The organism is Kitasatospora sp. NPDC002551 (assembly GCF_040296005.1).
Taxonomy (GTDB): domain Bacteria; phylum Actinomycetota; class Actinomycetes; order Streptomycetales; family Streptomycetaceae; genus Kitasatospora.
Genome location: NZ_JBEOWI010000021.1, coordinates 77,160 through 103,746, shown reverse-complemented (window position 1 = coordinate 103,746; position 26,587 = coordinate 77,160). Strand labels below are relative to the sequence as shown.

Sequence of the window (26,587 nt, the reverse complement as noted above, 5' to 3'; positions counted from 1 at the left end):
GATCCGGACCTGCGGGGCGGCCCGTCCGGTCCGGGCGGGTCCGGGCGGGTCCGGCGGCGGGCCGGGGCCGGACGGCGGGTCAGCCGCCCATCCCCCGCATGGTCCGGTAGAAGCCGAGCACCTGGAGGGCGAGCGGCAGCAGGGCGATGGCGGCCAGGGTGTGCGCCATGTCGCCGGCCCGGCCCCAGTACGGCAGCAGCCGGCGGCCCGGGATCGTCCAGGCGACGACGGCGAGCCCGGTCGCGAGGAGCAGCAGCACCGCGAACAGCACCAGCCGGGCCACCGGGCCGCCGTCCAGGCCGAACCGCACCGCCAGCAGCGTCAGGCCGAGGACGCCCGGCAGCAGCACGGCGAGCCGCTGCCGGATGCCGCCGATGTCACGGGCGTGCAGGAGCAGCAGCAGGGACAGGTCGACGGCCGTGGCCGGGGCGCCCCAGCCGGTGTGCCGGGACCAGGCGAGGGCGACCAGCGCAACCGCGCAGACCCCGCCGAGGGCGGTCAGGAAGGCCGCGAGGTAGTGGTCGGCGACCGCGCTGCGGGAGAGCACGTCCTCGGCCGGGAACGGCTCGATCTCCTCCTGGAGTTCGTCGGAGTTCCGCGGCAGGGCGGGCAGCCGCAGACCGGCCAGCTTGAACGACAGGCCGGGGACGAAGGCGCCCAGCACCACCGCGCCGGCGGCGCCCAGCGCGGCGATCCCGGCCGCCTGGACGCCCGCGGCGGCCAGCGCCCCGGCGAACAGCGCGAACCCGGCGGTCACCAGCAGGCCGGGGAAGAACGCCCCGCCGCCCGCCACGGCCAGCGCCACGGCTGCCGCGCCGACCGCGGCGGAGCCGCCGGCCAGCAGCCGGGTGGCCCCGTCGAGGCCGGGCAGCAACGCCGCGGCGGCGGCCGCGTGGGCCACCCCGGCCGCGCCGAGCGCGGTGGCGGCCGGGGCGTCGCCGACCGCGCGGCCGGCCGCGGTGGCACCGCCGAGCAGCAGCACGGCCGCGGCGGCGGCGCACGCCCAGCGGAGGTCCCCCTCGCCGGGCAGGGCGAGCAGGAAGAGGCCGACCGCGAGCGCCACCAGGGTGAGCACGAGGGCGAGGTGGTGGGTGACGGCGGGGCGCCAGGTGTCGCCGCGGGCGACCATGCCGCTGCGCACGCCGTCCACCAGGTCGTCGAAGTGCACCTCGGGCAGGGCTGCCCGGCGCGGGCGCAGGTGGAGTTCCTCGCCGTCCTTGACGCCCAGCGACTCCAGGGTCTGCTCCTCGTCCAGCGGCTCGCCGCCGGCCCGCTGGAGCACCCAGCCGTCGTGCTCGACGCCGTTCTCCTCGACGCCGGGGCCCGCGTAGCCGAGCACCGTCGGGAGCAGGTCCGCGAGCACGATGTCGCCGGGCACGGCGAGTTCGAACGCGGAATCGGGTGCGCGGAACCTCAGTCTGCACAACCCGGTCGCCGCCACTGCACCGCTCACCTGTCGCGCCCTCTCGCTCGCCCCGGGCCGGTCCGGCTGGGCACCGGCGGCCCTTCCGGTCCCCACCGGCGACTACGGGCGGCGGGGGCCCGGCGGTTCACCGCGGCGCCGGGGCCGGGCCTCCCCGCGCCGGGCGGGGTGAACCGCGCGGGGCGCACCGGCCGTTGGCCAGGGTGCGGCCCCGGTCCGTCGTCCGGCCGGATCCGCCGACCCGGCGCGGTCGGTGTCCCGGCGCGGCCGGCCGCAGTGGAGCGAGTCGCCGCGCGCGCGGCGGGAGGAGAGTCCTGTTGAGCGTGGTCCTGGTCGACCGTCCGCCCCGGCGCCCCGGACCGGAGATGCCGGACGGCGAGATCCAGCTGCAGGAGCCGCCCGGTCTGCCGGAGCCGCAGAGCGGCGTCTCGCAGATGCTGATGATGGCCCCGATGGCGCTGAGCTCGCTGTCGATGGTGATGATCTTCCTCAACCCGAACGGCGGCAGCGGCCCGCTGCAGTACGTGGCGATGGGCATGATGGGCCTGTCCGCGGTCGGCATGCTGGTCACCCAGCTGATCCGCGCCTCCGGCGACCGCAAGCGGCAGCTGCGCGGCGAGCGCCGCGACTACCTGCGGTACCTGTCCCAGATGCGCCGTCAGGTCCGCCGGAACATCGTGCGCCAGCGGCTGGCGCTGGCCTGGCGCCACCCCGCGCCGGACGCGCTCGCCTCGCTGGTGCGCACCTCCCGGCTGTGGGAGCGGCGCTCGGCCCACCCGGACTTCGGCGACGTGCGGATCGCCACCGGCCCGCAGCGCCTCGCCGTCCGGCTGGCCCCGCTGGCCACCAAGCCGGTGGAGGACCTCGAACCGCTCTGCGCGCACGCGCTGCGCCGCTTCATCCACGCCTACGGTTCGATCGCCGACCAGCCGATGGCGGTCCACGTCCGGGGCTACGCGCAGGTCCTGATCCGCTGCGCCGCCGCGGAGGCCGACGGCGAGGAACCCGTTCCGGCGCCGGACCAGGAGCCGGCCCGCGGCCTGGTCCGGGCGATGCTCGCCCAGCTGGCCTTCTTCCACGCCCCGGACGAGCTGCGGATCGCCGCCGCCGTCGCGCCCGACCGGCAGGCGGACTGGGACTGGCTCAAGTGGCTGCCGCACGCGCTGCACCCGACCGAGGCGGACGGCGCCGGACCGGTGCGCCTGGTGGCGGGATCCCTGGTGGAACTGGAGCAGTTGCTGGGCCCGGAGTTCGGGGAGCGCCCGCCCTACGAGCCCGAGTCGCAGCCCGCCCCGGACGAGCCGTTCACGGTGGTCGTGCTGGACGGCGTCCGGATCTCCTCCGGCGGCCGGGCCGCCCTGGCCGGCTACCGCAACGCCGTCCTGCTGGACCTCGGCGACGCCCTGGAGTGGAAGCACAACAAGTACCGGCTGCGCCTGCGGATCACGGACGACCGGCTCGACCTGGTCGGCGCCGACCGCAACCGCAACGACGAGATCACCGCGCTCGGACGGCCGGACACGCTCCCGCTGGAGGCGGCCCGCCGCTACGCGACCCTGATGGCGCCCTACCGGCTGGGCGACGCGGTGGACACCGCCGAGCCGCTCAACACCGACTTCGACCTCACCGCCCTGCTGGGCATCGGCGACCTGCACCGGCACGACGTACGCCGCGCCTGGGCCGACCGGCCGCGCCACCAGCGGCTGCGCGTCCCGCTCGGTCTGGGCGCCGACGGCCGTCCGGTCGACCTCGACCTCAAGGAGTCGGCGCAGGGCGGCATGGGCCCGCACGGCATGCTGATCGGCGCGACCGGCTCCGGCAAGTCCGAGCTGCTGCGCACCCTGGTGCTGGCGCTCGCGCTCACCCACTCCTCCGAGATCCTCAACTTCGTGCTGGTGGACTTCAAGGGCGGCGCGACCTTCCTCGGCCTGGACCGGCTGCCGCACACCTCGGCGGTGATCACCAACCTGGCCGACGAGGCCGCGCTGGTCGACCGGATGCGCGACGCGCTGCACGGCGAGATGACCCGCCGCCAGGAGCTGTTGCGGGCCGCGGGCAACTACAGCTCCCTGCTGGACTACGAGACCGCCCGGGCGGCCGGCACCCGGCTCGACCCGCTGCCGACGCTCTTCGTGGTGGTCGACGAGTTCAGCGAACTCCTGTCGGCCCACCGGGACTTCATGGAGCTCTTCATCATGATCGGCCGGCTCGGCCGCTCGCTCGGCGTCCACCTGCTGCTCGCCTCGCAGCGGCTGGACGAGGGCCGGATGCACGCCCTGGAGTCCCATCTGTCGTACCGGATCGGCCTGCGCACCTTCTCCGCCATGGAGAGCCGCGGCGTGCTCGGCGTGCCCGACGCCTACCAGCTGCCCTCCCAGCCCGGCAACGGCATCCTGCGCAGCGACATCGCCACGCTCACCCGGTTCAAGGCCTCGTACGTCTCCGGCCCCTACCGGCGGCGGCGCGGCGCCGCCCGGCAGGCCGCGGCGGCCGGGCAGGTGGTGCCCTACGGCACCGCCTACGTGGCGCCGCACCGGCCCGACCCGGTGGTGGTCGAGGAGGAGACCGTCGAGGAGGAGACCACCGTCACGCTCCTGGAGCTGGCCGCCGAGCGGCTGCTGGACGCCGGCCCCCCGGCGCACCGGGTCTGGCTGCCGCCGCTGGAGGTCCCGCCGACGCTGGACGAGCTGCTGCCGCCGCTCGCCCCGGACCCCCGGTACGGCCTCACCCCGGAGGGCTGGTCCGGCCGGGGCGGCCTCGCCGTACCGATCGGCGTGGTGGACCGCCCGTTCCAGCAGATGCGCGAGCTCCTCGTCGCCGACCTGTCGGGCGCGGGCGGCCACGTCGGCATCGCCGGCGGTCCGCAGAGCGGCAAGAGCAACCTGCTGCGCGCGCTGATGACCGGGCTGGCGCTCACCCACACGCCGCAGGAGGTGCAGTTCTACTGCCTGGACTTCGGCGGTGGAACGCTGTCCTCGCTGCGCGGGCTGCCGCACGTCGGCGGCGTCACCGGCCGGCACGACCCGGAGCGGATCGGCCGCACCCTCGCCGAGGTCACCGGCGTGATCAGCCGGCGCGAGCAGAGCTTCGCCCGGCTGGGCATCGACTCGATGGCCACCTTCCGGCGCCGCCGGGCGGCCGGGGACCCCGAGCTGGCGGACGAGCGGCACGGCGACGTCTTCCTGGTCGTCGACGGCTGGAACACCGTCCGCCAGGAGTTCTCGGACATCCTGCCGGTCTTCACCCTGATCGCCGGACGGGGCCTCAACTACGGCGTGCACCTGGTGCTGGCCGCCAACCGCTGGGGCGAGATCCTCGGCGGTCTGCGCGACCAGCTGGGGTCCCGCTTCGAGCTGCGGCTCGGCGACTCCATCGACTCGATGATCAACATGCGGGCGGCCGCGACCGTTCCCCGGCTCCCCGGCCGCGGCCTCACCGAGGAGCGGCTGCACTTCCTCACCGCCCTGCCCCGGATCGACGGCGAGGGCGGCACCGAGGACCTCTCCGACGGCGTCGCCGACCTGGTCGACGCGGTCAACGAGCACTGGACCGGCCCGCGCGCTCCCGAGGTCCGGATGCTGCCGCTGCTGCTCGACGCCGCCGGCCTGCCCGCCCCCGAGGGCCGGCTGCGGGTGCCGCTCGGCCTGGAGGACAGCGCCATCGCGCCGCTGTGGCACGACTTCGAGGAGACCCCGCACCTTCTGGTGGTCGGCGACTCCGAGAGCGGCAAGACCAATCTGCTGAAGCTGATGATCAAGGCCATCACCACGGCGTACACCCCGGACCAGGCCCGCATCATGCTGATCGACTTCCGGCGCGGCCTCTACGAGAGCCTGCCGGAGGAGTACCGGCTCGGCTACGCCGTCTCGGTCGACGTGGTCAAGCAGATCGTCAACGGCGCGGCCCGGGCGATGGAGGCGCGGGTACCCGGCGAGGACATCAGTCCGGCCCGGCTGCGGCTGCGCGACTGGTGGACGGGCCCCGAGCTGTTCGTGATCGTCGACGACCTCGACCTCGTCCCGGGGGCGATGCCGCACCCGTTCGAACCGCTGCTCACCCACCTCGCCCAGGGCACCGAGCTCGGCCTGCACCTGATCGTGGCGCGCGCCGCCAACGGCATCGGGCGCACCTACTCCGACCCGGTGCTGCAACGGCTCCAGAGCGTCAACACCCCGGTGGTGCTGCTGTCCTGCCCGCCCAGCGAGGGCACGCTGTTCGGCAGCACCAAACCGCGTGAGCTGCCGCCGGGCCGCGCCCTGCACATCAGCCGCCGCCGCACGGTGCAGCTGCAGACCGCCCTGATGGCGGAGCCCGGGGAGACCGAGGGGCAGGACGGGCCGGGGTGAGCGGTGAACCGGGGGCGCGGCGGGGGCCGTAGTCCAGGACGATGAGCCTTTCCCGCACCGGTGCGCGCTCCGACGAGCCCGCGCCCCCGGCCGAGCCCCGCCGCCGCTTCGGCTTCCGGCGCGGGCCGCAGCGCGCCCTGCCCGCCGGGGACACCGCCGCCGCGCCCGCGCCCACGGCGCTGCCCGCGCCCGTCCGCGAGCCGGTGCGGCCCGCGCTGCCGGCCACCCGGCCGGCCCCCGCACCAGGGCCGCCGGCGGCGGCCGGCCCCGGGCCGTCGGTGCTCCGCGCGGTCGGCCCGCACTTCGTGATCGCCGCGTCCACCGCCCGCGAGGACGAGCTGTCGGCGGCGATCGGCGCCCTGCGGCCGGTCCCGGACGCCGTGGTGGTGATCGCCGCCGCGCCCGACTCGGCGAAGGTGCTGCGCGACCGGATGGCCGACCTCGGGGTGATCGCCCGCGCCCGGGGCGCGGCCCACCTGGTGCTCGCCGCCTCCGGGCTGGCCGCCCTCGCGCCCAACGGGCGGCGCCCCGCCGAGGTCGTCGCCGAGCGGGCCGGGGTGCCCGTGGTCGCGCCGGACGGCCTGGTGGAGATCACGCCCGGCGGCAACCTCAAGGTCACCGACCCGGCGGGCGCGGTCGAGGCGTCCTCCTGGTGGCGGTGCGAACCGGGCGAGGCGCCGCGCCGGATCAACGACACGATCGGCGCCGCGGCCTCCGTCGAGACGCCGCGCGCCGGGCTGGACGGTGCGTCCTCCGCTGCTCGCGTCGCCGCTCCCGTCGCCGCGCCCGCTCCGGCCGCCGGTGGCCGGGCCGACGCCGTGCGGGTGCTGCGGCTGCCCACCGGCTTCTGGCTCACCGACCCGGCCGACCCGTCCACCGCCCCGCTGCCCGACCTGCGGCTGGCCGCCGCGCCGCCCGGCAACGCCGTGGTCCTGATCGGCACCCCGGCCCGGCCGGTCCTGCTGCCCGAGGACTTCACCGAGGCCGTGCTCTCCCTGCCGCTCGGCACCGACCGGCCCCTGGTCAGCGCCCCCTGGGCGGCCCCCGACCAGCTCGCCGCGCTCACCGGCGCGCTGGCCGCCCGCACGGCCCGGCCGGTGCAGGCCGCGATCGGCCTGCCCGTACTCGGCCCCGGCGGCCCCACCTCGCGGGTCCTGGACGGCGGCGGCCGGGCCGGCTGGGAGCCGTTCCTGCTGCGCCTGTCCACCGCCCCCGGCTGCCCCACCACCCCCGCCGCCTGGCGCAACGGCGGCGCCGACTGGCGGACCGACGGGCCCGCCGTCTTCCGGGCGTTCCCGTACTGGGCGCTGGAGGCCGTCCCGGCCGGGCTCTGGCTGCGCCCCGAACCCCCGCACGTGCTCACCCCGCGCTTCCGGCGCCCGGAGGCGGCCCGCCCGCTGCTGATCGTCGGGGAGCGCGACCGGCCGGTGCCGGCCGACGCCTTCGAGGAGCTCGGCAGCCTGCTCGACCGGCTCCCGTCGGCGGGCGCCGAAGGGTTCGGCCTGCTGGTGCACGGACTGCTCGAACCGGCCGCCGAACGCGTCGGGCGCTTCGTCGCGCGGATGCACGAGCTGGAGTGGCTCGGCGCGGAGCAGCCGCTGAACGGGCCGCCGGCCGTGGCGGCGGTGTCGTACGGGATCGGGCGCGCGGGCGCCGGGCAGCGCGCGGGTGCCCCGCGGCGTCCGGCGGCGGGTCCGGCCCTCGCGGCGGCGGGGGCCCCGCCCGCGCTCGGGCCGGCCGCCCGGCCCGAGGGCGCCGCCGAACTCCCGGCCCGTCACCGGGTGCCGCCCGTGCCGGAGGCCGGGGGCGAGGGCGACGTCGCGCCCCGGACCGAACCGCCGGCGCGCCATCAGGTGCCGCCGGTGGCCGAGCCGGTGCCGGAGCCCGAGCCCGCCCCCGCTCCCGCTCCCGCCCCTGCTCCCGCGCCGGAGCCGGAGCCGGAGCCTCGGCCGGTCTCGATGCCCACGCCCGTCCGGGCCACCGCCGGCCCGGCCGGCGGCAGCGCCGCCGGGGCCGCCGCGCCGCCGCGCCGGGTGCCGCCCGTCGGCGGCGAGGCGGGTGCCCCGCCCGCGGCGGTGGGCGGCACCGCCGTCGCCGGGGCCGGTCCGGCCGGCGGCGGCGCGCGCCCGCCGTTCCGCACCCCCGAGGTCCCCCCGGTTCCCCCGGTCGAGGCCCCGACCGAGCCGGAGAACGGCGAGCTGCCGCAGGAGCCGTCCGCCCCGTCCGTTCCCTCCGCCCCGCCTGTTCCCTCCGTACCGGAGGAACCGGCGGGCCCCGACCCCGTCGAGGAGCCCCGCTCCGCCCCCTCGGCCGGTGACGAGCCGTCCGGCCCGCCCCCGCGGAGCCCGCAGGCCCGCTACTTCGGCCTCGACGACTCCCCCGCCCCGGTCACCACCAGCAGCGCCGCCGAGCGCGACGCCGTCCGCACGCTGCTCGGTGACCACTACCACCGCTGCACCGGCCGGCTGGACCAGCTCGCCACCCGGCTCCCGGGGCTGCGGTCCACCTCCCAGGACGACTTCAAGCCCGACCTGGCCGCCGTCCTGCTCCACCACACCGACACCGGCGTGCCCGCGACCCGGGCCGCCCTGGTGGCCGCCGCGCGCTCGGGGGATCCGGAGCTGCTGCCGTTCCTGCGGTGCCTCGGCTCCGGTCTGCGCCGGCTGCCGAGCCACCACGGCGCCGTCCTGCTCGGCACCGCCGCCGGGCCGGACCCGGAGTCCGTCCTCGCCCACTACCCGACCGGCCGGCAGTTCCGCGAGCCCGCACCGCTCTCCGGACTCACCGCACCCGGAGCCGAACTCCCGGGATCCTCCGTGGAGTTCCTCGTCTGGTCGGCCACCGGCCGGCGCACCTCGGTCTTCGACTCCGGCGGCGACGGCCCGGCCCAGGCGGTCTTCCCGCCGGGAACGGCGTTCACCGTCGTCGGCCTGGTGACCGCCGACGGCGACCGGCCGGCCTGCGTCCTGCTGCGCGAGTCGGGCGGCGACCCCTCCGAGCGCAACCGCAACGCCCTCTCCCGCCTCCGCTCCTGGCTCGAACGGCGCGCCGCCATGCCCCCGGCCGAACGCCCCCGCGCCGACTCCCCCGCCCGCTTCCACCTCACCCCCGGCGTCGATCTCGACAGCCCCGGGACCCAGCCGGACGCCTGACCACCACGCCCCCGCGCCCCAACCCTCGGATCCCGCCACCACCGGCGGGACGGCCGAAACGGACAGACCGACCGGGCGGGCACGCGGCCACGGCGAGGGCCGCCGACGCCCAGCTCCCACCTCACCCCCAGCGCCGACCTCGACAGCCCCGGGAACCAACCGGACGCCCCAGCCACACCCTCACCGCCACCATCCCGTGGGCGGCCCGGGACACGACACGGCCCCGGGCACCGCGCACCGGCACCCAGGGCCACGATCGAGCCGCCACAGGCGGGAGCACCGAAGCGGACGGAGCAACCGGGCGGGCCGGGGGTCACCGCGAGGGCTGCCAACGGCCGCCGACTCCCCCGGCAACAAACTCGACGGCCCCGGGAACCAGCCAGACGCCCGACCGCCACGCCCCCCGCATCCCAGCCGGGTCCCGGCCCCGAGCACCACACACCCGTGCCCAGGGCCGCGGCCGGGCCGGCCCCACCCGAACCCTCGGCCCCCGCCACCCCCGACGGGACCGCCGAAACGGACTGAGCGACGGGCGGGCCACCGACTCCCGGCCTCGACCTCGACGGCCCGGGGAAGCAGCCGGACGCCCCAGCCGCACGCTCCCGTGGGCCGGTCTACCAGCCCCTCGCCCAGCCCTCGGATCCGGCCGTCAGGGGCGGGACCGCCGGAGCGGGTGGGGTGACCGGGGCGGCGGTCACGGCGGGGGCGGTCAGTGGCTGCGCCGGCGTCACCCGGGCCGCCTCCGTCGGGACGGCTGCCACGTAGTGCCCGGTCCGGGCCGCCGGCACCTGGACCGGGCCCACCGGCACCGCCATGCCGGGAGCCGCGCCCGCGCCGTACGCGGGTACGCCGTACGCGGGGGCCCCGGCCCGGGCGGGCGTCCCGGCGTACCCGGGGACACCCGGAACGGCCGTTCCGGCGACGGGCACGCCGGTCACCGGCACGGCGGGCACCGCCGGGACGGCTGCGGCCTCCTGGCCGCCCACGGTCCCCCGGAGCACGGCGGGGGCCTCGCCGCCGCTGGTCCGTATCCCGCCGCGGGTGGCCGGGCCGAGCCCCTCGGTGGGGGACGCCGCCTCGCCCGGACGCTCGGCGACCGTCCCGGACAGCCGCAGGATGAGGTTGCGCTCGGTGGGGTCGCCGTTCGGCCAGTCGCAGTCCTTGCTGCGCACGATCCGGCTGCGCACCCCGCTCCGCGAGGTCTGCCACGGGTAGGGCAGCACCCGGACGTTGGGGCGCCATCCGACGCCGGGCACGCAGTGCTGCAGTTCCATCTCCCACTCGTCCGCCCGCACGTCCAGCGAGGCCCCGATCCGCCCCTCCAGGACGAACGTGCCGTACGGTGCGCGCACCACCACGCGCTGCTCGTAGTAGGCGTCCTTGTCGAGGACCGTGATCCGCAGCGGCCCGTTCATTCGCAGCATGATCGCCCTTTCCGGCGGTCGGAGCCCGCGGAACCGCCACAGCCCCGCCACCCTGGTCGACGGCGCGTCCGGAGCCCCGGGTTCACCCGCCGCCGGTCCGCCCCGGCTTCCCGCCCCGCGGTCGCCGGCCCGTGAACCCGTCGCCGCCGCCCGTCCGTTGAACACCCGTGACGGCCGTTCCCGGACGGCACCGGGGTCCTGTTCGACGGGCCGGCGCGGCCCGCGCCGCTTTCCCCTTCGGGCAGGCCCGGCCTCCCCATCGCGCACACCTCCCGAACCGCCGCGCACGCACGGTGCACCGGAGGAGCGGCCCGCGCCAGGACCTTGGTCCCAGCCGGTACCGTCCCCCGGTCGTCAGCCGGCCCGTGCGCCCCACCTGCCGCACGGTCCGCTCCGGTCCCGCACCGCTGCCCGGCACCGCCCGGAAACCGGGCCTGGTTTGCACCCGGAAGACACCGCCCCGCCAGCACCACTGCGGCCGCCGTCGCAACCCGACCGCCCTCCTGCCGCGTCCATGACCATCGGGGGAGCGCCGGCCGACCGTCGCCGCGAGCCCGGCGAACCGGCTCCCGTCAACCCCCCGAACGGTCCGAACCACGCCATTTCCCCAACCGCGCACCGAACGTCACGAAACGCACCCCGGCCGTGGCTAGACTGCGCCCCGCACAGGGACGGAGACCCTCGTCCACCCGCTCTCACCAGGGAGGATCCGTGTTCGTTCGGCTGCTGGGCCCGGTGGAACTGCGGACCGCCGACGGCCGGTCCGTCGAGCCCGCCGCCGCCAAGCGGCGCGCCACGCTCGCCCTGCTGGCGCTCGAACTCGGCCGCACCGTCCCGGTCGGGCGGTTCTTCGAACTGCTCTGGGGGGAGACGCCCCCGGCCCGGGCCCGGGCCGCGCTGCAGGGCCACATCGCCGCACTGCGCAAGCTGATCGCGGGCTCGGAGCTCGTCCTGACCACCCGTCCGCCGGGCTACCGGCTGGACGGTCCGGAGCACGCGGTGGACTCGCTGCTCTTCGAGCAGCTGGTCGCCCGGGCCGCCGCGGCGGACGCCCCGGGCGGCGACGAGGCGGCGGCCGGAATGCTGCGCCGGGCGCTCGACCTGTGGCACGGTCCCACCGCCCTGGCCGACCTGCCGGAGACCGACCTGAGGGACGCGCTGGCGGACCGGCTGCGCAAGGACCGGGCGCTGGCGCTGGAGGCCTGGGCCGACCGGCTGCTGCGGCTCGGGCGGGGCACGGACGCGGTGTCCGAGCTCGACCGCGCGCTGGAGGGCGATCCCTGGAACGAACCGCTCGCCGCCCTGCTGGTGCTCTGTCTGAACCAGGCCGGACGCCCGTGGGACGCGCTGAACGCCTACCACCGGACCCGCCGCCGGCTCGCCGCCGACCTCGGGGTCGGCCCGGGCGTCGCGCTGCGGTCGGCGGTGTCCGGCCTGCTCGCCGAGCAGCCGGCGGCGCGGCGGCCGGCCACCGCGGCGCCCGCGGCCCCCGTCCGCGTCATCGGCCTCCCCCGCCCGGGAGGGGCCACCGGGGCCGCCGTGCCGGGCGCCGCCCGTCCTGCGCCGGTACCGATACCGTCGCGGGCACCGTCGCCGATGCCCGCGCCGATGCCCGCGCTGAGCTGCAAGCCCACCCCGCGTCCGTCCACCGTCCGGGGCTTGGCCGCCCCGGCCGCCGGATCCGCGCCCGTGCGGGCCGCGAACCGGCCGCCCGCGCCCGCCCCGGCTCCCACCCCGACTCCCACGCCGGCTGCCGCCCCCGTTCCCACTCGCGCCCCCGCTCCCCGTCCCGCTCCCGACCAGCTCCCCCGCCCGGCCACCGGGTTCGTCGGCCGGGACACGGAACTCCACTGGCTGGGCGAGCAGTTGCTGGGGTCACGCCCCGGCGGGGGGATCGGCCTGCTGGTCGGCCCGGTCGGCACCGGCAAGACCGCCACCGCCGTGCGGTGGGCCCACGAAGCGGCCGCCGCCTTCCCGGACGGGCGGCTCTTCGCCGACCTCAACGGCTTCGGCCCCGGCCGGCCCGTCGAACCGGCCGCCGTGCTCGGCCGCTTCCTGCTCGCCCTCGGCGTCCCGGAGACCGAACTGCCCGACGAGCGGGCGGCCCGGGCCGCGCTCTACCGGTCGCTCACCCGTGACCGCCGCCTGCTGGTGGTCCTGGACAACGTCCGCGACGCCCGGAGCCTCGCCGAGCTGCTGCCCTCCGGTCCGCACGGCGCGACCGTGATCACCAGCCGCAGCAGCCTGGAGGACCTGGTCGTCACCGAGGGCGCCGCCCCGCTGCGGCTCGGCCCGCTGCCCGCCGAAGACGCCCGCCGCCTGCTGGAGCACCTCCTCGGCCGCCCCCGGGTGGCCGCCGAGCCGGAGGCCACCGACCGGCTGGCGGAACTCTGCGGCCGGCTGCCGCTCACCCTGCGGATCGCCGCCGCCCGGCTGGCGACCCGTCCGGCCTGGGCAATAGCCGACCTGGTGCCCGAACTCGCCGACGAGCGGACCAGGCTGCACGCCCTGGACACCCGGGGCACCAGCAGCCTGCGGGCCGCCCTGGACCTGACGCTCCGGCACCTTCCGGACACCGCGGCACACCTACTGGCCCTGCTCGCCGTCCACCCGGGCACGGAGACCGACGTCGCGGCGGCCGCCGCGCTGCTCGGCGCCAACCCCGCCGAGGCGGGCCACGCGCTCGACGCGCTCGCCGCGCACCACCTGCTCACCGAGACCGCGCCCGGCCGCTACCGGCGCTGCGACCTGATCCGGCTGTACGGCGCCGAACTCCTGGACGCGCGGCCCGCGGCGGAGCGGACCGCGGCGTCCGCGGCGCTGTCCGACCACTACCTCGCGGCGGTGGCCCACGGCGCCGCGCTGCTGCAACCCGCCCCCGGCAGCGGCGCCACCCGTACGAGTCGCACCGGCCGCGGCGAGCGCCCGCCCTTCGCCACCGTCCGCTCGACCCTGGACTGGTTCCAGGCCGAGGAACCCGCCGTCCGGGGCGTGGTCGCCGCCACCGCCGGGGACGGCGACGCCGACCGCGCCTGGCGCCTCGCCTACCGCGCCGACGGCCTCTATTACGGCGTCGGCCGCCACGCGGACCGGCTGGCCTGCCTGCGGACCGGCCTCGACGCCGCCGGCCGCACCGGCGACCCGGCGGCCGTCGCCTCGATGGAGGCCGTGACGGCCCGCGCCCTGAGCGGCCGGGGCCGGACGGCGGAGGCGCACCGGCTGGCCCGCCGCGCGGTCGACCGCACCGCCGGGACCGGCGACACCGTCCGGGTGCAGGCGCTCACCGTGCTGGCCGTGACCACGGGGGCCGCCGGCCGGCCGGCCGAGGCGGTCCGGCTGGGCGAGCAGGCGATCGCCCTCGCCGAGGCGCACGGCCATGCCGAGCACGCCCCCTACGCGCTCAGCAACACCGCCGGCCTGTACGGCCTCGCCGGCGAGCCTGCGCAGGCGCTGCGGCGCGCCCGGGAGGCCCGCGCGCTGCTCGCCGAGCACCCGCTGGCCGTCTTCCACCTCTCCTCGATGATCAACGAGGCGCACGCCCTGCAACTGCTCGGGCGCTCCGCCGAGGCGGAGCAGGCCTGGCGGGAGACCCTGGAGCGCTGCCGGCTCGCCGGCACCGTCCACCTGCTCGCGGTGGCCGAACGGCACTTCGCCGACTACCTGCTGGCGGTCGGCCGGCCCGCGGAGGCCGTCGGGACGCTGCGCTCGGCGCGCGGCCTGTACGGCCGGCTCGGCGACACCGAGGTGGTGCGCACGCTGGACGAACGGCTGGCGACCTTAGCCGGCTGAGGACTCCTCGGGCACCGGGTCCCCCACCCCGGGCTCCCCCACGAGTTCCTCCGTCAGCAGCGCCACGCCGTCCTCCCCGAAGCGGTGCAGCAGCAGCGCCACCCACTCCACCGCCTGCGCGCGTTCCAGGGGCGTCCAGCGCGCCGCCGAGGGGTGCTCGTCCACCACCAGCGCCTCGGCGATCATCCGCAGCCCGTCCGGGACCGCCGTCCGCGGCCCGCGCCGCCCCAGCCCCTCCACGGCCAGCCGCCGGGCGGCCGCGACCACCACCGCCCCGTCGGCCGGGGGCACCGCCCACCCGCCGCCGGCCCGGTCGTCGCCGGACCACCCGTCGTCGCCGGACCGCCCTTCCTCGCCGGGCCGCTCGGCCGCGAGCCATCCCGCGACCAGCTCCCGGATCCCTGCCTCGCCCACCGCTTCCGCCATGGCGGCCAGCTTGCCAGCCCCACGTCCCGTGGTCATCACCGTCACGGTGACGAGTACGGCTGCCGCCCCGCTCCGTGTTCACCACCGTTCACCGCCGTTCACTCCCGGGGGGGCGGGCCGCGGCGACCGGGGCGGTAGCATCGCCGCATGACCTCATACTGGCACGTCGTGCTGCCACCGCTGTCCGCCTGACCGGGCGCACACACCGGCAAGCCTGATCCCGCGCCTCCGGCCGGCCCGCAAGGGCGCCGGGGCGCCGTGTCGTGCGCCCGTTCCGAATCCAGTCCGCCTGCCGGAATCCCGGAATTCGACAACGGAAGTCCACGACTGTGCCGAACCGCATCACCACGCCCGCGTCCGCCTCCAGGGCCGCGTCCGTCCCCGCGCCCGTTCCCGCCGCCCTCGCCGGTCCGCTGCCCGTCCTCGCGGCCGCCGTGCTCTGGGGCACCACCGGCACGGCCGGCTCGCTCGCCCCCGCCTCGGCCCCGGCCGCCGCCATCGGCTGCGCCGGGCTGGCCCTCGGCGGGCTGCTGCTCCTGCTCTCCGACCGCTCCGCCCGCTCCCTGCCCCGGACGTGCACGCCCCGCGAACGGCGGCTGCTGCTCCTGGGCGCGCTCGCCGTCGCCGGGTACCCGCTCACCTTCTACCCCGCCGTGGCCCGCACCGGGGTGGCGGTGGCCACCGTGATCGCCCTGGGCAGCGCGCCGGTCATCACCGGCCTGCTGGCCTGGCTCACCGGCGGCCCCCGGCCCACCGCCCGCTGGGCCCGGGCGACGTCGACCGCCGTGCTCGGCTGCACCCTGCTGGTCCTCGGCCCGCGACTCGGCGGCGGGGCGACCACGGTGGACCTCCCCGGCGTCCTGCTGGCGGCCCTCGCCGGGCTCTCCTACGCGGCCTACTCCCTCGTCGGCGGCCGGCTCATCGGCCACGGCCACCCCTCCGCCGGGGTGATGGGGGCGATGTTCGGCGCGGCCGCCGTGCTGGTCCTGCCCGTCCTGCTGATCGGTGACGCCGGCTGGGCGGTCACGCCGCGCGGCGCGCTCGTGGTGCTGCACCTGGGCGTGGTCACCACCTTCCTGGCCTACCGGCTCTTCGGCCGCGGCCTGCGCCACACCTCCGCCCAGACGGCGACCGCGCTGACGCTGGCCGAACCGGCGGTCGCCGCCGTCCTGGGCGTCGCCGCCCTCGGCGAGCGCCTCCCCGCCGCCTCCTGGTGCGGCCTCGCCGTCCTCGTCCTCGCCCTCGCCGTCCTCACCGCCCCCGTCCCGCGCCGCCGCTGACACCCCGACGGAGCGGTCCGGGTGCCGTCCACGGGGCCGGCACCCGGACCGCGACCGGCCCGACGCGGCGTCCACGGGCGTCCCAGGCATCCTCGGACGTCCTCAGGCGTCCTCAGGCGTCCAGGAGCCGTTCCGCCAGGTCCTCGCCGAACCGCGTCCGGTAGACGCCGTGCACGATGACCGCGGACGACTGGTAGCCCCGGTGCTCCGGGTCGGCGACCACCCCGTCCCACGCGACCGTTCCCTCGGGAAGCGGCGGCGTCCGGCCGAGATACGCCCGCGCGGCCTCGTCCAGCCCCAGTTCCCCCGTCACCACCCGCTGCCAGAAAGCGCGGCCCTGCCCGACCACCCACAGGCAGAGATCCTCGGTGCTGTCCTCGGACCAGCCGTCCCCGTCGACGATCACCCCCTCCGCGAAGTCCGCCAGCGCCTCGGCCGCCTCCAGCTGGGCGAGCGCGAACTCCTCAAGGACCTCCCGCGGCTGCGACCCCAGCCACGCCTCCAGGGCGGACAGCCGCGGCCTGGTCGCTTCCAGGACGTCCCAGAACCACTCGGGAACCACTTCCCGCCTCCCACCACTCGCCGGTCCGTCCGACCATGGAACCAGGAGGCGTTCCGCCGGACCTCCCCGGGTTCCCCGCCGACGGGCCCACCGGTCGCGGTGTCAGGCCCCGGGCTCCAGGGCGGCCAGGCGGCGCGCCAGTGCCGCGTTCGGGCGGCCTTCGGCGGTGTGCAGGGCGAGCGCGCGGCGCCAGTGGTCGGCGGCCTCGGCGGGGCGGCCGAGGCCGGCGAGGAGGGCGCCGTTGAAATCCAGGGCGAGCAGGGCGAGGCGGGTGTCGTCCTGCTTCTCGGCGAGGGCGAGTGCCTCGTCCGCCGCGGCGAGCGCCTCCTCCACCCGGCCGAGCAGGCGCAGGGCCTCGGCCCGGCTGAAGCGGAGGGTGCGCTGGAGCGGGTCGTCGGGGCGGTCGCGGACGAGATCGAGCGCGCGGTCGGTGTGGGCGAGGCCGCGCTCCGCCTCCCCCACCCGGTGCAGGCAGTGGGCGAGGTGGTCCAGGGCGCGGGCGGTCGACGCGCCGTCGCCCCGGGCCTCGCAGGAGGCGACGACGCGTTCCAGCACGGCGATGGCCTGGTAGCCGCGGCCGGACGCGGCGAGGGTGCCGGCGAGCGCGGTGAGGCACCGGTCACGGACGGCGCTGTCCTCGGCGCTGTCCTCGGCCGCGTCCTCGGCTCCCCCGGCCTCGGCGACGGCCTGTTCGGCGACCCCGGCGGCCTCGGTGAAACGTTTCCGGCAGACCAGCGCCAGGCCCAGGTCGGTCCGCAGCAGGAGGCGGGCGGTGCGGTCCCCGAGGCGTTCGGCCGCGGCCAGGCCTTCCCGCGCGAGTTCCTCCCACGCCTCCGGGTGGGCGCCGTCGTGGTAGTGCAGCGGCCCGCAGCCGTGGGCGAGCCGCCAGACCTCGGGGTCGAGGCCGTGCGCGGCGCCGGCGCGGGCCACGGCCGTCAGCACGCGCCGCACCCGGGGGAACCACGCCACGGGGCCGTCCTGGTCCGCCGGGGCGCACGACCCGCCGCCGTCGGCCTGGCCGACGGCCTCGCCGACCGCCTCCGCCGCGGCCTCCGCGGTGTCCGCCCACTGGTCGAGCAGCCGGCGCAACGCGGCCGCCCGCTCCTCGGCCGGCAGCCAGGCGGCGCGTTCGACCGCGTACCGGCGCACCGCCCCCGGCCGGTCGAACCGTCCGGGCCCGGTCTCCTCGACGAGCCGGGCGGCGGCAAGGGCCGCGAGCAGCTCGCGCGCCCGCGGCGGAGGCAGTGCGCCGAGCGCGGCGAGGTCCCGCGCGTCGATGCCCGTACCCGGGAGCAGACCGGTCAGCGCCAAGGCCCTCCCGGCCTCCGGCGACAGGCCGCGCCACGCGACCGCGAGGGCGGCCGTCACCCCCTCGGCCCCGGCCCGCCGCTCCTCCCTCAGCTCCTCCACCAGCCCGGCGGCGCTCCCGCCCCCGGCCGCCAGCCGGGCACCCACCAGCCCCACCGCGAAGGGCAGTTGGTCGCAGAGCGCGGCCAGCGGCGCGGCCGCCTCCGGCTCCCGCGCGACCCGCCCGGCGCCGGCCGCGGCGGCGAGCAGGCCGACCGCTTCGGCCGGGGCCGGGGCGCCGAGCGGCAGCGGGACGGCGCCCTGCCGGGCGACCAGGTCGGCGGTGAGCCGCGAGCGGCCGGTGACCAGGACCAGCACCTCGCGGTGGCCGGGCAGCAGCGGTTCGACCTGCTCGGCGGACCGGGCGTCGTCGAGCAGGAGCAGCAGCCGGCGGCCGGCGGTCAGCGTGCGCAGCAGCGCGGCGCGTCCGGCGGTGTCGGCGGGGAGGTCGTCCCCGCCCGCGCCGAGCTCGCGCAGCAGTCGGGCGAGGGCGGCGGCGGGGGTGAGCGCGGTGGCCCCGTCCTCGCCGTGGAGGTCGAGGGTGTGGCGGCCGTCGGGGAAGCGGCCGGCGCGGTGCTCGGCCCAGGCGCGGGCGAGGCGGGTCTTGCCGACCCCGGCCGGCCCGGTGAGCAGCAGGGGGCGGCCGTCGGCGGTGGCGGCGGCCGCGTCGAGGCGGGCGAGTTCACCGGCGCGCCCGACGAACACGCCCGGTCCGCCCGGCACTCGGCCCGCCTCCGGCGCGGCGCCCGGGTCCGCCGGCGGCGCGGGCCGTTCGAGGCACCGGGCGAGCAGCGCGGCGGCCCTCCCGCGCCGCGGCTCGGCGGCCAGCAGCGCCGTCAACTCGGCCACCGCCTGCGCTATCCGCTCGTCGACGCCGTCGCGGCCGAGGAGCGCCTCGGCCGCGAACCGTTCGACGGCCCACCACCGGGCGGCGGTCAGCCGGGGCCCGGCCTCGGCGGCCAGCCGAGCGGAGCCGCACCCGTCGAGGGCGGGCCCGCGCCAGAGGGCGAGTGCGGTGCGCAGCAGGCCGCCGGGGTCGGCGGCGTTCGCTCCGGCGGCGGCGCACAGCCGCTCGAAGCGGTGCGCGTCGACGGCGTCCGGGTGGCCGAGCAGTGCGTAGCCGTCGTCCCGGGTGACCAGGTGGAGCCCGTCCGGGTCCTCGGCTATGCCTCCGGGCGGGGCCGTACCGTCGGCCGCGGCCGCGAGCAGCCGGCGCACGGCGGTGACGTGGCTCTGGAGGGCGGAGCGGGCGGTGGCCGGCGGGGCGCCGCCCCAGAGCAGCGTGCCGAGCCGCTCGGCCGGAACGGTGCGGCCGAGTTCCAGGGCGAGGGCGGCGAGCAGCGCGCGCCGCTTCGGCCCGGGTAGCGGCAGCACCCTGCCGTGGTCGTCCTGGAGCTCGAACCGTCCGAGCAGATTGATGCGCACTGCCGCTCCCCACCGCGTTCCGATCAGTCGATCAGGGTGAGAGCATAGGGAATGTGTGGATTGGTCCACACCTCTCCTGGTGAGCGCCCGTTGTCCCGAACTGCGCTACCTCTGCGGCGCCATGACGCACCGTCGGACCACGTCGGTCACTCGGTCGACGCGGAACGCTCGGCCGCACGGCCGAGAGGGAGGGCCTCGATACCCGCTGCCGTGACCACGGAATTCCTCCACCACAGCCTCACAACGGTGCGGTCTCCGCTGGACGAACTCCCGTCCGTCCCGCGGCAACTGGAGCGTCCGGCTTCGAGACCACCCATCAGGGCCACATCTGCGAGGACTTCACCCGTCTCGAAAGCGACCACGAGACCCGCGACAACCGCCACCCGCCCTTCCTGCCGGCAGCGGACGTCGCGGACGCCGTCGTCGGGAGAGCCGCCGCCGGGCGGTGGGCTCCCGCCGTCAGGAGGTCTCCAGTCCCAGGCCGGTGGCACGGAAGAAGCCGTGGCCGGCGAGCTGGTGGGACTGGCCGAGGGACGGGCGGCGGGCGGTGATCCGGCCGGGGCCCAGGCCGTAGCCGGAGTCCCCGCTGATCCCGCGCGCCGCCAGCTCGGTGGTGATCAGGGTGGCGACCTCGGCGGCGGTGGCCCGCCTCGGTGTCCTGAACTCGGCCTTGAAGCGCTTCCCGGAGGGCTGCCAGCCGTCCGCCGTCATCGCGGCCGTGACCTCGGCCGGCTCGCCGGGGCGCGGGCCGACCCGCAGCAGCACGCCCTTGTCGGTGCTGTACGCGAACGAGAGCCCGCCGCTGATCTGCGGCGCGGCTATCGAGAAGGTGGCCTTCTCGCCGGGCCGCTGGACCGGCAGCTGCTCGATCCAGGCGGCCAGCAGGCACTCCAGGCCCTCCCGCAGGTGCGGCAGCGACAGCGCGAGTCGGCCGCCCGGCAGGACGTCCGCGGTGCCGCCCGGCGCCTCGTAGGCGAGGTGGAGCTGCCAGCTGTAGCGCAGCAGCGGGAAGTCGCTGGGGCCGTCCGATCCGCCGTACGGGCCGCCGTACGCGAAGGCGAGCCGCTCGTCCTCCTCGAACGGCGCGGCCGCTTCCGTCTCCAGCCGGATCCGCCGCCCCTCGCAGAGCAGCCGCAGCAGCCGGCCCTCCTCGCCGGCCTCGCGCCAGCGCACGTCCGGGCCGTCCGGTCCGCCGCCGAACAGGGTCGGCTCGCCGAGGACGGCGCGGACCGCCCGGTAGATCTCGCCGAACACCTCCCGCCGGTGCTCCAGCGTCAGCGGAAGGTCGTCGAAGCGGTGCAGGTCCAGGACGTCGTAGGTGCCCTCCGGGCCGGGGCGCGCGAAGGAGGTGCGGCTGGCGAACGACGGCACGAACGCCGGGTCGGCGGTGCGGATGTCGGCGTAGCCCTGGCCGAAGTCGACCCGCCACCGCGGGTGCTCGGCGGCGATCCGCTCCACCGCCTCGACCGGGCAGTGCCCGCCGGGGGCGTCGTGCAGCGCCGGGACGAACGCGGCGACGACGGCGGGAAGTTCGGGGCTGACGTGCTCGACCTCGGTCACCCGCGGCTGGAGGGCGACCCAGGCGCCGCGGTCGTTGGCCTGGAGCAGCATGGTGCGCCCGGCGGGCTGCCAGCGCAGCCCGAACCCGTCGGCGGCGGTCGGCACGGCGGTGGGCGCGCCGATCGCGCGCAGCGCCTCGGAGAGCGTGCGCAGCGCGGTGCGCCGTTCCTCCTCGGGCGTCGGCAGCCGGAAGTCCAGCAGCCGCACCCGGGCCCGGTGGTAGCGGTCGCTCTTCGGCGCGGTGGCCCCCAGGTACAGCTCGGCGCCGAGCGGCCAGCGGAGGTGGGCCTGCAGGCCCACGACCAGGAGGTCCGGGAAGATCCGGCGGATCTTCCAGTCGGGCCTGGCCTCGACCAGCCGCTCGACGTCGGCCCGCGTCCAGCAGCCGTCGAGGTCGTGCAGGGTGCGGACCAGCTCGACGGTGGTGGCCAGGTCGGCGGTCCAGCCCGCGGCAGGGCGCTCGGCGTTCGCGGCGTTCTCGACGATCATGCGGACGATCATCGCAGCGCCCACCGACAGCGACCGGCCCGGCCGGCCCACCCTCATCAGTACGCCCGGGTCTTCCGACCCGCCGGGGCGGGTTGCGGGCGGCGGGTGTGCTCGTTGTGCTGGGTATGAGCCATCACCAGTTGCCCTCACCCCGCGCCAACGACGAAACGATTCCGCACGAGGCGCCGATCTTCGCCCGGCTCGCCGAGCTCTGGACCGCCACCGGCCGCACCGTCCCCGGCCGGCCCGACGACGAGTGGCAGCGCCTCGTCGCACCACCCGGCTTCCAGGCCCCCGAGCCGGAGGGCTAGGCGCCGACCTCGCCGTCGATCGCCTCGCGCAGGAGGTCGGCGTGGCCGTTGTGGCGGGCGTACTCGTGGATCAGGTGCAGCATCACCAGCCGCAGCGAGACCTCCGCCCGCCAGCGCGGCTGGTAGCCGGTGACGTCCAGCGACGGCGCCTCCCGCTCGATCCGCCGGGCGTGCTCCACCTCCGCCTCCCAGGCCGCGAACGCCTCGGCGCGGTCCGAGCCGGTGGGGTCGTAGGCGGCCTGGTAGTCGCCCTCCGGGGACCAGAGCAGCGGGATGTCCTGGCCGTCGATCACCCGCCGGAACCAGGTCCGTTCGACCTCCGCCATGTGCCGCACCAGGCCGAGCAGGGTCAGGGCCGACGGCGGGCTCGACCGCAGCCGCAACTGCTCGTCCGTCAGCCCGGCGCACTTCATCGCCAGCGTCCCGCGGTGGAAGTCCAGGAACGCCCGCAGCGTCTCCCGCTCGCCGCCGGTCAGCGGCGGGGCGACCCGCCCGTCCCCCGTGTCCATGCCCATGACGTCCCTCGTCTCCCGTGCGTCCGAACGGATTGCGGCGCCCAGTCTTCCAGCCGCCCCCGGCCGCGCGCCGATCATTTTCAGGGCCCGCACCCGGGCACCGGAGCCGGTGCCACGGCCGTGTGCCACGATCATCACCCCGTATGACACACCACCCGATCGGCCCGCAGGTTGTGGCGCCAAACCCCTTCCTTCGGGTAGTTCCGTTCCTGGCATGTTTGGGTACGTACTGCGGCACGCGCCTGCGCGGGGCCCGGAGTACCGGCCCTCCCGCCCGTCGATGCCACCCATCGGCCGCCGCCACTACACACGAGGAGCCCGAGCGAGCCATGAGCCAGGACCGCATCCCAGGACCGGTACGCCAGACCTACGGCGAGGACGACTTGTCACGGGCCGCCAGCTTCGGCGGCGGATTCATCAACTTCGGTGACTGGAGCGGCATCCGTACCACCGCGCCGACGCCCGAGGACCGGGTCCGCAGTCAGGAGGACCTCTACCGCCGGGTGCTGCGCTCCTTCCCGGGGCCCCGGGAGTCGCTGCGGCTGGCCGAGGTCGGCTGCGGGCGCGGCCTGGGCGCGGCGCTCGCGCTCTGCGAGTTCCGCTTCGCGGCGGTGACGGGCGTCGACATCCACCCGGACCAGATCGAGCGCGCCCGCGCCGTCAACGCCAAGGCCCTGGCGACCTTTCCGGACCGGTTGGGCTACTCGCTGGGATCGGCGGACGACCTGCCGTTCGCGGACGCCTCGCTGGACGGCCTCTACTCGGTCGAGGCGGCGCAGCACTTCCGCGAGCTGACCGGGTTCGCCCGCGAGTCGGCCCGGGTGCTGCGGCCGGGCGGGCGGCTGGTGGTCACCACCTTCTTCAGCGCCGAGGGGCCGGACGTCGCCGAGCGGCTGAAGATCCTGCTCGGCAGCTTCGCGAACGGCCTGGACGTCGCCCACCCGCTCGCCGGGTTCACCGAGGACCTCGCGGCCGCCGGGTTCACCGACGTCGGCACCGAGCCCATCGGGGCGGACGTGTGGCCGGGGCTGGACCGCTACCTGGAGGGCACCGTCCCGCCCGGCCACTGGACCCGCAACTTCCTCACCACCTGGCGCGACGGCCTGCTCGACTACCACCTCGTCACCGCCACCCGCCGCTGACCGGGACGGCCGGGCGGCCGAACGGCCGGGCAACCGGCAGCCGGCCGGCCGGAGCGATCCCCGCCCGCCCCGGGGATCGCCCCACCCGCCCCCGGCCCCCGGTCAGCCCCGGTGGACCAGCAGCGCCGTCCGGACGGCCGACTCCAGCGCGCCCTCGACCCAGGCGGGCTTGGTCGAGGTGTGGTCCCCCGCGAAGTGCAGCGGCCCCTCGGAGCCCGGGATGTCCGGGAACAGCTCCGTGTGCTGGCCGGGCAGCAGCACCGAGGCCTCGCCGTAGGCGTAGTGGTCGCGCATCCACGACTGGGTCTTGGACTTGGTGGTGAAGAAGACCTCGCAGCGCCGCCCGAAGATCGCCTGCACCCCCGCGAGCGCCCGCAGGTAGCGCTCCTCGTCGGCGTACGAGTCCCACTTCAGCGCGTCGTCGGCCCAGCTGTACGAGGCGAGCACCACGCCGCCGTCACTGCCCTCCAGCGGGTGGGCGTGCTCGAAGTAGACGAAGCGGTTGGCGTTGTCGCTGACCGAGCCGCCACCGCGCACGTGGGCGGCCTCCGGCTCGTCGCCGACCGGGCGGAAGGACGCGAAGCACGTCCTCAGCTCCTCCGGGACGCTCACCCCGAGCTGCCGCACCGAGGCGTGCGCGCCGAGGTAGCGGCCGTCCTCGACCCGGCCGGCCCGGTACCGCTCGTAGAGGCCCGCCTCGATGCCGTCCAGCTCGGCCTTCCACTCCGCCTCGGTGAACTCCCACCAGCGGCGGGAGAACTCCAGCAGCACCTTGGTCGCGGCGTCGTAGTGCAGCTCGGTGATCGCGCGCCGCTTGCCGTAGCCGAGCGGCGGCTCGAAGGCCACGTGCCGCAGCCCGGCGAACGGGACGGTGATGACCGCCTCGTCGCCCTCGAACACCTCGGTGACCCCGCCCTGCCCGCTCTGGCAGTCCTCGGAGACGGTGTGCACCCGGACCTTGCCGCCGACGCGGTCGATGCGCACCGCCCGCCGGTCGAACCGCACCTTGCCCTTCACCGCCGCGTAGAGGGCGTCGACGAGCCGGGCCGTGCCGCCCTTGATCTCCCAGAACTTCGTCTTCGGGTCGATCAGCGCCGCCGACAGGAAGCTGTGCACGAAGGAGAGGTGCAGCCGCGAGGTCACGTTCTGGATGGTGCCGATGAGGTCGATGGTCCTGGTGTCCAGCCCGGCCTGCTCGGTGAGGTACCGGTACATCGACCAGTGGCCGTAGCGCCGCAGGACGGTGGCCCAGCCCTCGACGAGGGCCGCGCCCTCCTTGCCCCGGACGAGGGCGAGCGCGGGTTCCAGCGCCTCCCCGTAGATGGCCGCGGCGGTCCTGGCGCCGTCGGGGCCGGTGACGCCGAAGCTCCCGTTGACCTCGGTGGGGTCCGCCTCGTAGTCGGCGCGGCGCACGTGCAGGCCGTTGACGTGGATCCAGGTGCGGTTGGCCCGCTTCGACGGGTTCTCCACCTCCACGTCCACCAGCAGGAACTCCTGGCGCGGCAGGTCGTACTTGTCGAGCAGCGCCATCACCAGCGGGTGGCTCTCGGGCAGCCGCATCGCGCCGCCCTCGGCGTACTGGCCGGGGTCGGCGAACGGCTGCGGGCCGTTCTCGTGGCCGCCCTTGCGGAAGGTCTTGACCCGGCCGCCGGCCCGGTTGCCGTTGGCCTCGATGACGACGACGTCATGGCCCGCCCGGTTGAGCAGGTCGGCGGCGAGCAGTCCGGCCGGGCCGGCGCCGACGACCAGGACCCGCTTGGTGGCCCGCGCCCGCGCGGGCGGCAGGCCGTCCCGGACGATCTTCAGATAGCCCGGGACGAGCGGCCGGTCGTGCTCGTCGTAGACGGCGATGGCGCGGGCCACCGTGGTGATCGCCTGCTCATCGGTGCCCGGCGGTACGTCGGCCGGAGTGACCGCCGGGGTGACGGCGGGGGCGAGCGCGGTCGCGGGTGCCGCGGAGGCGGCGGTGAGCCCGGCGGCGAGCACCGAGGCGCCGGTCACCGTGACGACCGAACGCCGGGAGGGCCGTGCGGTCGACGCCCCGCCCGCGGGGGTCGTGGTGGTCAGGGATCGCGGGGCGGGAACGCCCGTGTCTGGAGTGGTCATGACGCACCACTCTTGGCATCACCAGGACGTGACGGAACCGGCATCACCCGGACGGGAACGATCAACCACTCGATCGGATTCGGACTCCCCCGCCCCATTGACGTCCCCTCCGCCCGTCGGCCGACGCGCCCACCCCGCGCAGTAGCCCCCGGCCCCGCCTCAAGGCCCCGCCCGGCCCGCCGGGTGGGGCCCGGCCGTCACGAGGACTCGCGCACCACCAGCTCCGTCGGCAGCACCAGCCGGGAGGGCTCCGCCTCCTCGCCGGCGATCTGCCGCAGCAGGGCCGCGGCCATCGCCCGCCCCATCTCCTCGATCGGCTGCCGGACGCTGGTCAGCGGCGGGTCCAGGTGACGCGCCATCGGCGAGTCGTCGACGCCCACCAGGGCGACGTCGCCCGGCACGGCCAGGCCGTGGGCGCGCAGCGCGGCGCGCGCGCCGACCGCCGTCACGTCGGAGGCCGCGAAGACCGCGTCGAGGTCCGGCCGGCGCTCCAGCAGGGCGGTCATCGCCCGGCGCCCGCCCTCCTCGGTGAAGTCGCCGGTGGCGACCAGCAGTTCGTCCACCGGCAGCCCGGCCGCCGCCAGTCCCTCGCGGTAGCCCGCCAACCGGCCGCGCGCGGCCTCCATGTCCGGTGGCCCGGTGATGGTCGCGATGCGCCGCCGGCCGCGCCCGGCGAGGTGCTCGACCGCCGACCGCCCCGCACCCACGTTGTCCGAGTCGACGTACGACGCCGGTTCGTCCGGCGAGCGGCGGCCGTTCAGCACGGTCGGCAGGCCCAGCTCGCGCGCCAGGTCCGGGAGCGGATCGTCGCGGTGGACGGAGACCATCAGCACGCCGTCCACCCGCTGGGCGGCCAGGTACTGCTCGAAGCGCTGGCGCTCCTGCTCGGTGCGGATCAGGGTGAGCAGCAACTGCTTGTCCGCGGCGGCGAGTTCGGCGCTCACGCCACGGATGATGTCGAGGAAGTAGGGCTCCGCGAACAGCCGGGCCTCGGTCTCGGGCACGACCAGGGCGACCGCGTCGGTACGGCTGCCGGCCAGCGCCCGGGCCGCACGGTTGGGCACGTACCCGAGTTCCGCGACGGCCCGGCCGACCGCCTCCCTGGCCTGCTCGCTGACCCGCGGCGAGCCGTTGATCACCCGGGACACCGTGCCGCGGCCGACCCCGGCCCGGGCCGCGACCTCCTCCAGGGTCGGCCGACCCGTCTGCCGTCCGCTCACCGTCCGCGCCCCTCCGCCGTCGCCCCGTCGCCGCCCTCCGGTCCACAGGGCCCGGGCCCGCATGGTAGAT

15 protein-coding genes are annotated in these 26,587 nt (G+C 77.1%); 6 read left to right on the top strand and 9 right to left on the bottom strand.

What is annotated here, in order from left to right:
* Positions 1-79: 79 nt before the first annotated feature.
* On the bottom strand, positions 80-1,441 hold the full coding sequence (gene eccD / locus ABT093_RS19545) for a type VII secretion integral membrane protein EccD (protein ID WP_350565848.1): 1,362 nt from the start codon (positions 1,439-1,441) through the stop codon (positions 80-82).
* Positions 1,442-1,740: 299 nt separating this feature from the next.
* On the opposite strand from eccD, the gene eccCa reads away from it, so the two are divergent.
* On the top strand, positions 1,741-5,769 hold the full coding sequence (eccCa, locus tag ABT093_RS19540) for a type VII secretion protein EccCa (RefSeq protein WP_502884263.1): 4,029 nt from the start codon (positions 1,741-1,743) through the stop codon (positions 5,767-5,769).
* Between the two features lie 41 nt (positions 5,770-5,810).
* The gene (locus ABT093_RS19535; protein ID WP_350565821.1) at positions 5,811-8,921 is read left to right on the top strand and encodes a hypothetical protein; all 3,111 of its coding nucleotides are present in this window, start codon (positions 5,811-5,813) and stop codon (positions 8,919-8,921) included.
* A gap of 614 nt (positions 8,922-9,535) precedes the next feature.
* On the opposite strand, the gene ABT093_RS19530 is transcribed toward ABT093_RS19535, so the two are convergent.
* Positions 9,536-10,345: a hypothetical protein gene (locus ABT093_RS19530; RefSeq protein WP_350565820.1), complete on the bottom strand. Its 810-nt coding sequence runs from the start codon at positions 10,343-10,345 to the stop codon at positions 9,536-9,538.
* Between the two features lie 711 nt (positions 10,346-11,056).
* Here ABT093_RS19530 and ABT093_RS19525 point away from each other — a divergent pair.
* The gene (locus tag ABT093_RS19525; protein ID WP_350565818.1) at positions 11,057-14,134 is read left to right on the top strand and encodes an AfsR/SARP family transcriptional regulator; all 3,078 of its coding nucleotides are present in this window, start codon (positions 11,057-11,059) and stop codon (positions 14,132-14,134) included.
* Here the strand turns inward: ABT093_RS19525 and ABT093_RS19520 are convergent.
* Positions 14,123-14,596, bottom strand: coding sequence for a hypothetical protein (locus ABT093_RS19520; RefSeq protein WP_350565816.1), 474 nt, complete (start codon positions 14,594-14,596; stop codon positions 14,123-14,125). The two genes, ABT093_RS19525 and ABT093_RS19520, sit on opposite strands and share 12 nt — an antisense overlap.
* Positions 14,597-14,889: 293 nt before the next feature.
* Between ABT093_RS19520 and ABT093_RS19515 the strand changes: the two genes are divergently transcribed.
* The gene (locus ABT093_RS19515) at positions 14,890-15,840 is read left to right on the top strand and encodes an EamA family transporter (RefSeq protein WP_350565814.1); all 951 of its coding nucleotides are present in this window, start codon (positions 14,890-14,892) and stop codon (positions 15,838-15,840) included.
* Between the two features lie 112 nt (positions 15,841-15,952).
* Here ABT093_RS19515 and ABT093_RS19510 read toward each other — a convergent pair whose 3' ends face one another.
* The 3 genes from ABT093_RS19510 to ABT093_RS19500 all read right to left on the bottom strand — a co-directional run bounded on the left by ABT093_RS19510 (position 15,953) and on the right by ABT093_RS19500 (position 21,223).
* The gene (locus ABT093_RS19510) at positions 15,953-16,402 is read right to left on the bottom strand and encodes a hypothetical protein (RefSeq protein WP_350565812.1); all 450 of its coding nucleotides are present in this window, start codon (positions 16,400-16,402) and stop codon (positions 15,953-15,955) included.
* 102 nt (positions 16,403-16,504) lie between these two features.
* Entirely contained in the window at positions 16,505-19,174 is a 2,670-nt protein-coding gene (locus ABT093_RS19505) for an AfsR/SARP family transcriptional regulator (protein WP_350565811.1), read from the bottom strand.
* Between the two features lie 459 nt (positions 19,175-19,633).
* Positions 19,634-21,223 (bottom strand): hypothetical protein, encoded by a 1,590-nt coding sequence (locus ABT093_RS19500; protein WP_350565809.1) that lies wholly within the window; start codon positions 21,221-21,223, stop codon positions 19,634-19,636.
* A gap of 140 nt (positions 21,224-21,363) precedes the next feature.
* On the opposite strand from ABT093_RS19500, the gene ABT093_RS19495 reads away from it, so the two are divergent.
* Positions 21,364-21,534: a hypothetical protein gene (locus ABT093_RS19495; protein WP_350565808.1), complete on the top strand. Its 171-nt coding sequence runs from the start codon at positions 21,364-21,366 to the stop codon at positions 21,532-21,534.
* On the opposite strand, the gene ABT093_RS19490 is transcribed toward ABT093_RS19495, so the two are convergent.
* Complete coding sequence (locus ABT093_RS19490; RefSeq protein ID WP_350565806.1) at positions 21,531-22,043, bottom strand: DinB family protein; 513 nt, start codon at positions 22,041-22,043, stop codon at positions 21,531-21,533. The two genes, ABT093_RS19495 and ABT093_RS19490, sit on opposite strands and share 4 nt — an antisense overlap.
* Positions 22,044-22,378: 335 nt before the next feature.
* On the opposite strand from ABT093_RS19490, the gene ABT093_RS19485 reads away from it, so the two are divergent.
* Positions 22,379-23,191: a class I SAM-dependent methyltransferase gene (locus ABT093_RS19485; protein ID WP_350565804.1), complete on the top strand. Its 813-nt coding sequence runs from the start codon at positions 22,379-22,381 to the stop codon at positions 23,189-23,191.
* Between the two features lie 102 nt (positions 23,192-23,293).
* Here the strand turns inward: ABT093_RS19485 and ABT093_RS19480 are convergent, their stop codons facing one another.
* On the bottom strand, positions 23,294-25,297 hold the full coding sequence (locus ABT093_RS19480; RefSeq protein ID WP_350565802.1) for an FAD-dependent oxidoreductase: 2,004 nt from the start codon (positions 25,295-25,297) through the stop codon (positions 23,294-23,296).
* A 197-nt stretch (positions 25,298-25,494) separates the two neighbouring features.
* Entirely contained in the window at positions 25,495-26,517 is a 1,023-nt protein-coding gene (locus tag ABT093_RS19475; RefSeq protein ID WP_350565800.1) for a LacI family DNA-binding transcriptional regulator, read from the bottom strand.
* Positions 26,518-26,587 lie beyond the last annotated feature (70 nt).

Bases quoted from the DNA above. Each gene is read 5' to 3' on its own strand.
- ABT093_RS19535 (WP_350565821.1), top strand. From the start codon at position 5,811: ATGAGCCTTTCCCGCACCGGTGCGCGCTCCGACGAGCCCGCGCCCCCG.
- ABT093_RS19530 (WP_350565820.1), bottom strand. From the start codon at position 10,345: ATGCTGCGAATGAACGGGCCGCTGCGGATCACGGTCCTCGACAAGGAC.
- ABT093_RS19520 (WP_350565816.1), bottom strand. From the start codon at position 14,596: ATGACCACGGGACGTGGGGCTGGCAAGCTGGCCGCCATGGCGGAAGCG.
- ABT093_RS19500 (WP_350565809.1), bottom strand. From the start codon at position 21,223: ATGATCGTCGAGAACGCCGCGAACGCCGAGCGCCCTGCCGCGGGCTGG.
- ABT093_RS19490 (WP_350565806.1), bottom strand. From the start codon at position 22,043: ATGGACACGGGGGACGGGCGGGTCGCCCCGCCGCTGACCGGCGGCGAG.
- ABT093_RS19485 (WP_350565804.1), top strand. From the start codon at position 22,379: ATGAGCCAGGACCGCATCCCAGGACCGGTACGCCAGACCTACGGCGAG.
- ABT093_RS19480 (WP_350565802.1), bottom strand. From the start codon at position 25,297: ATGACCACTCCAGACACGGGCGTTCCCGCCCCGCGATCCCTGACCACC.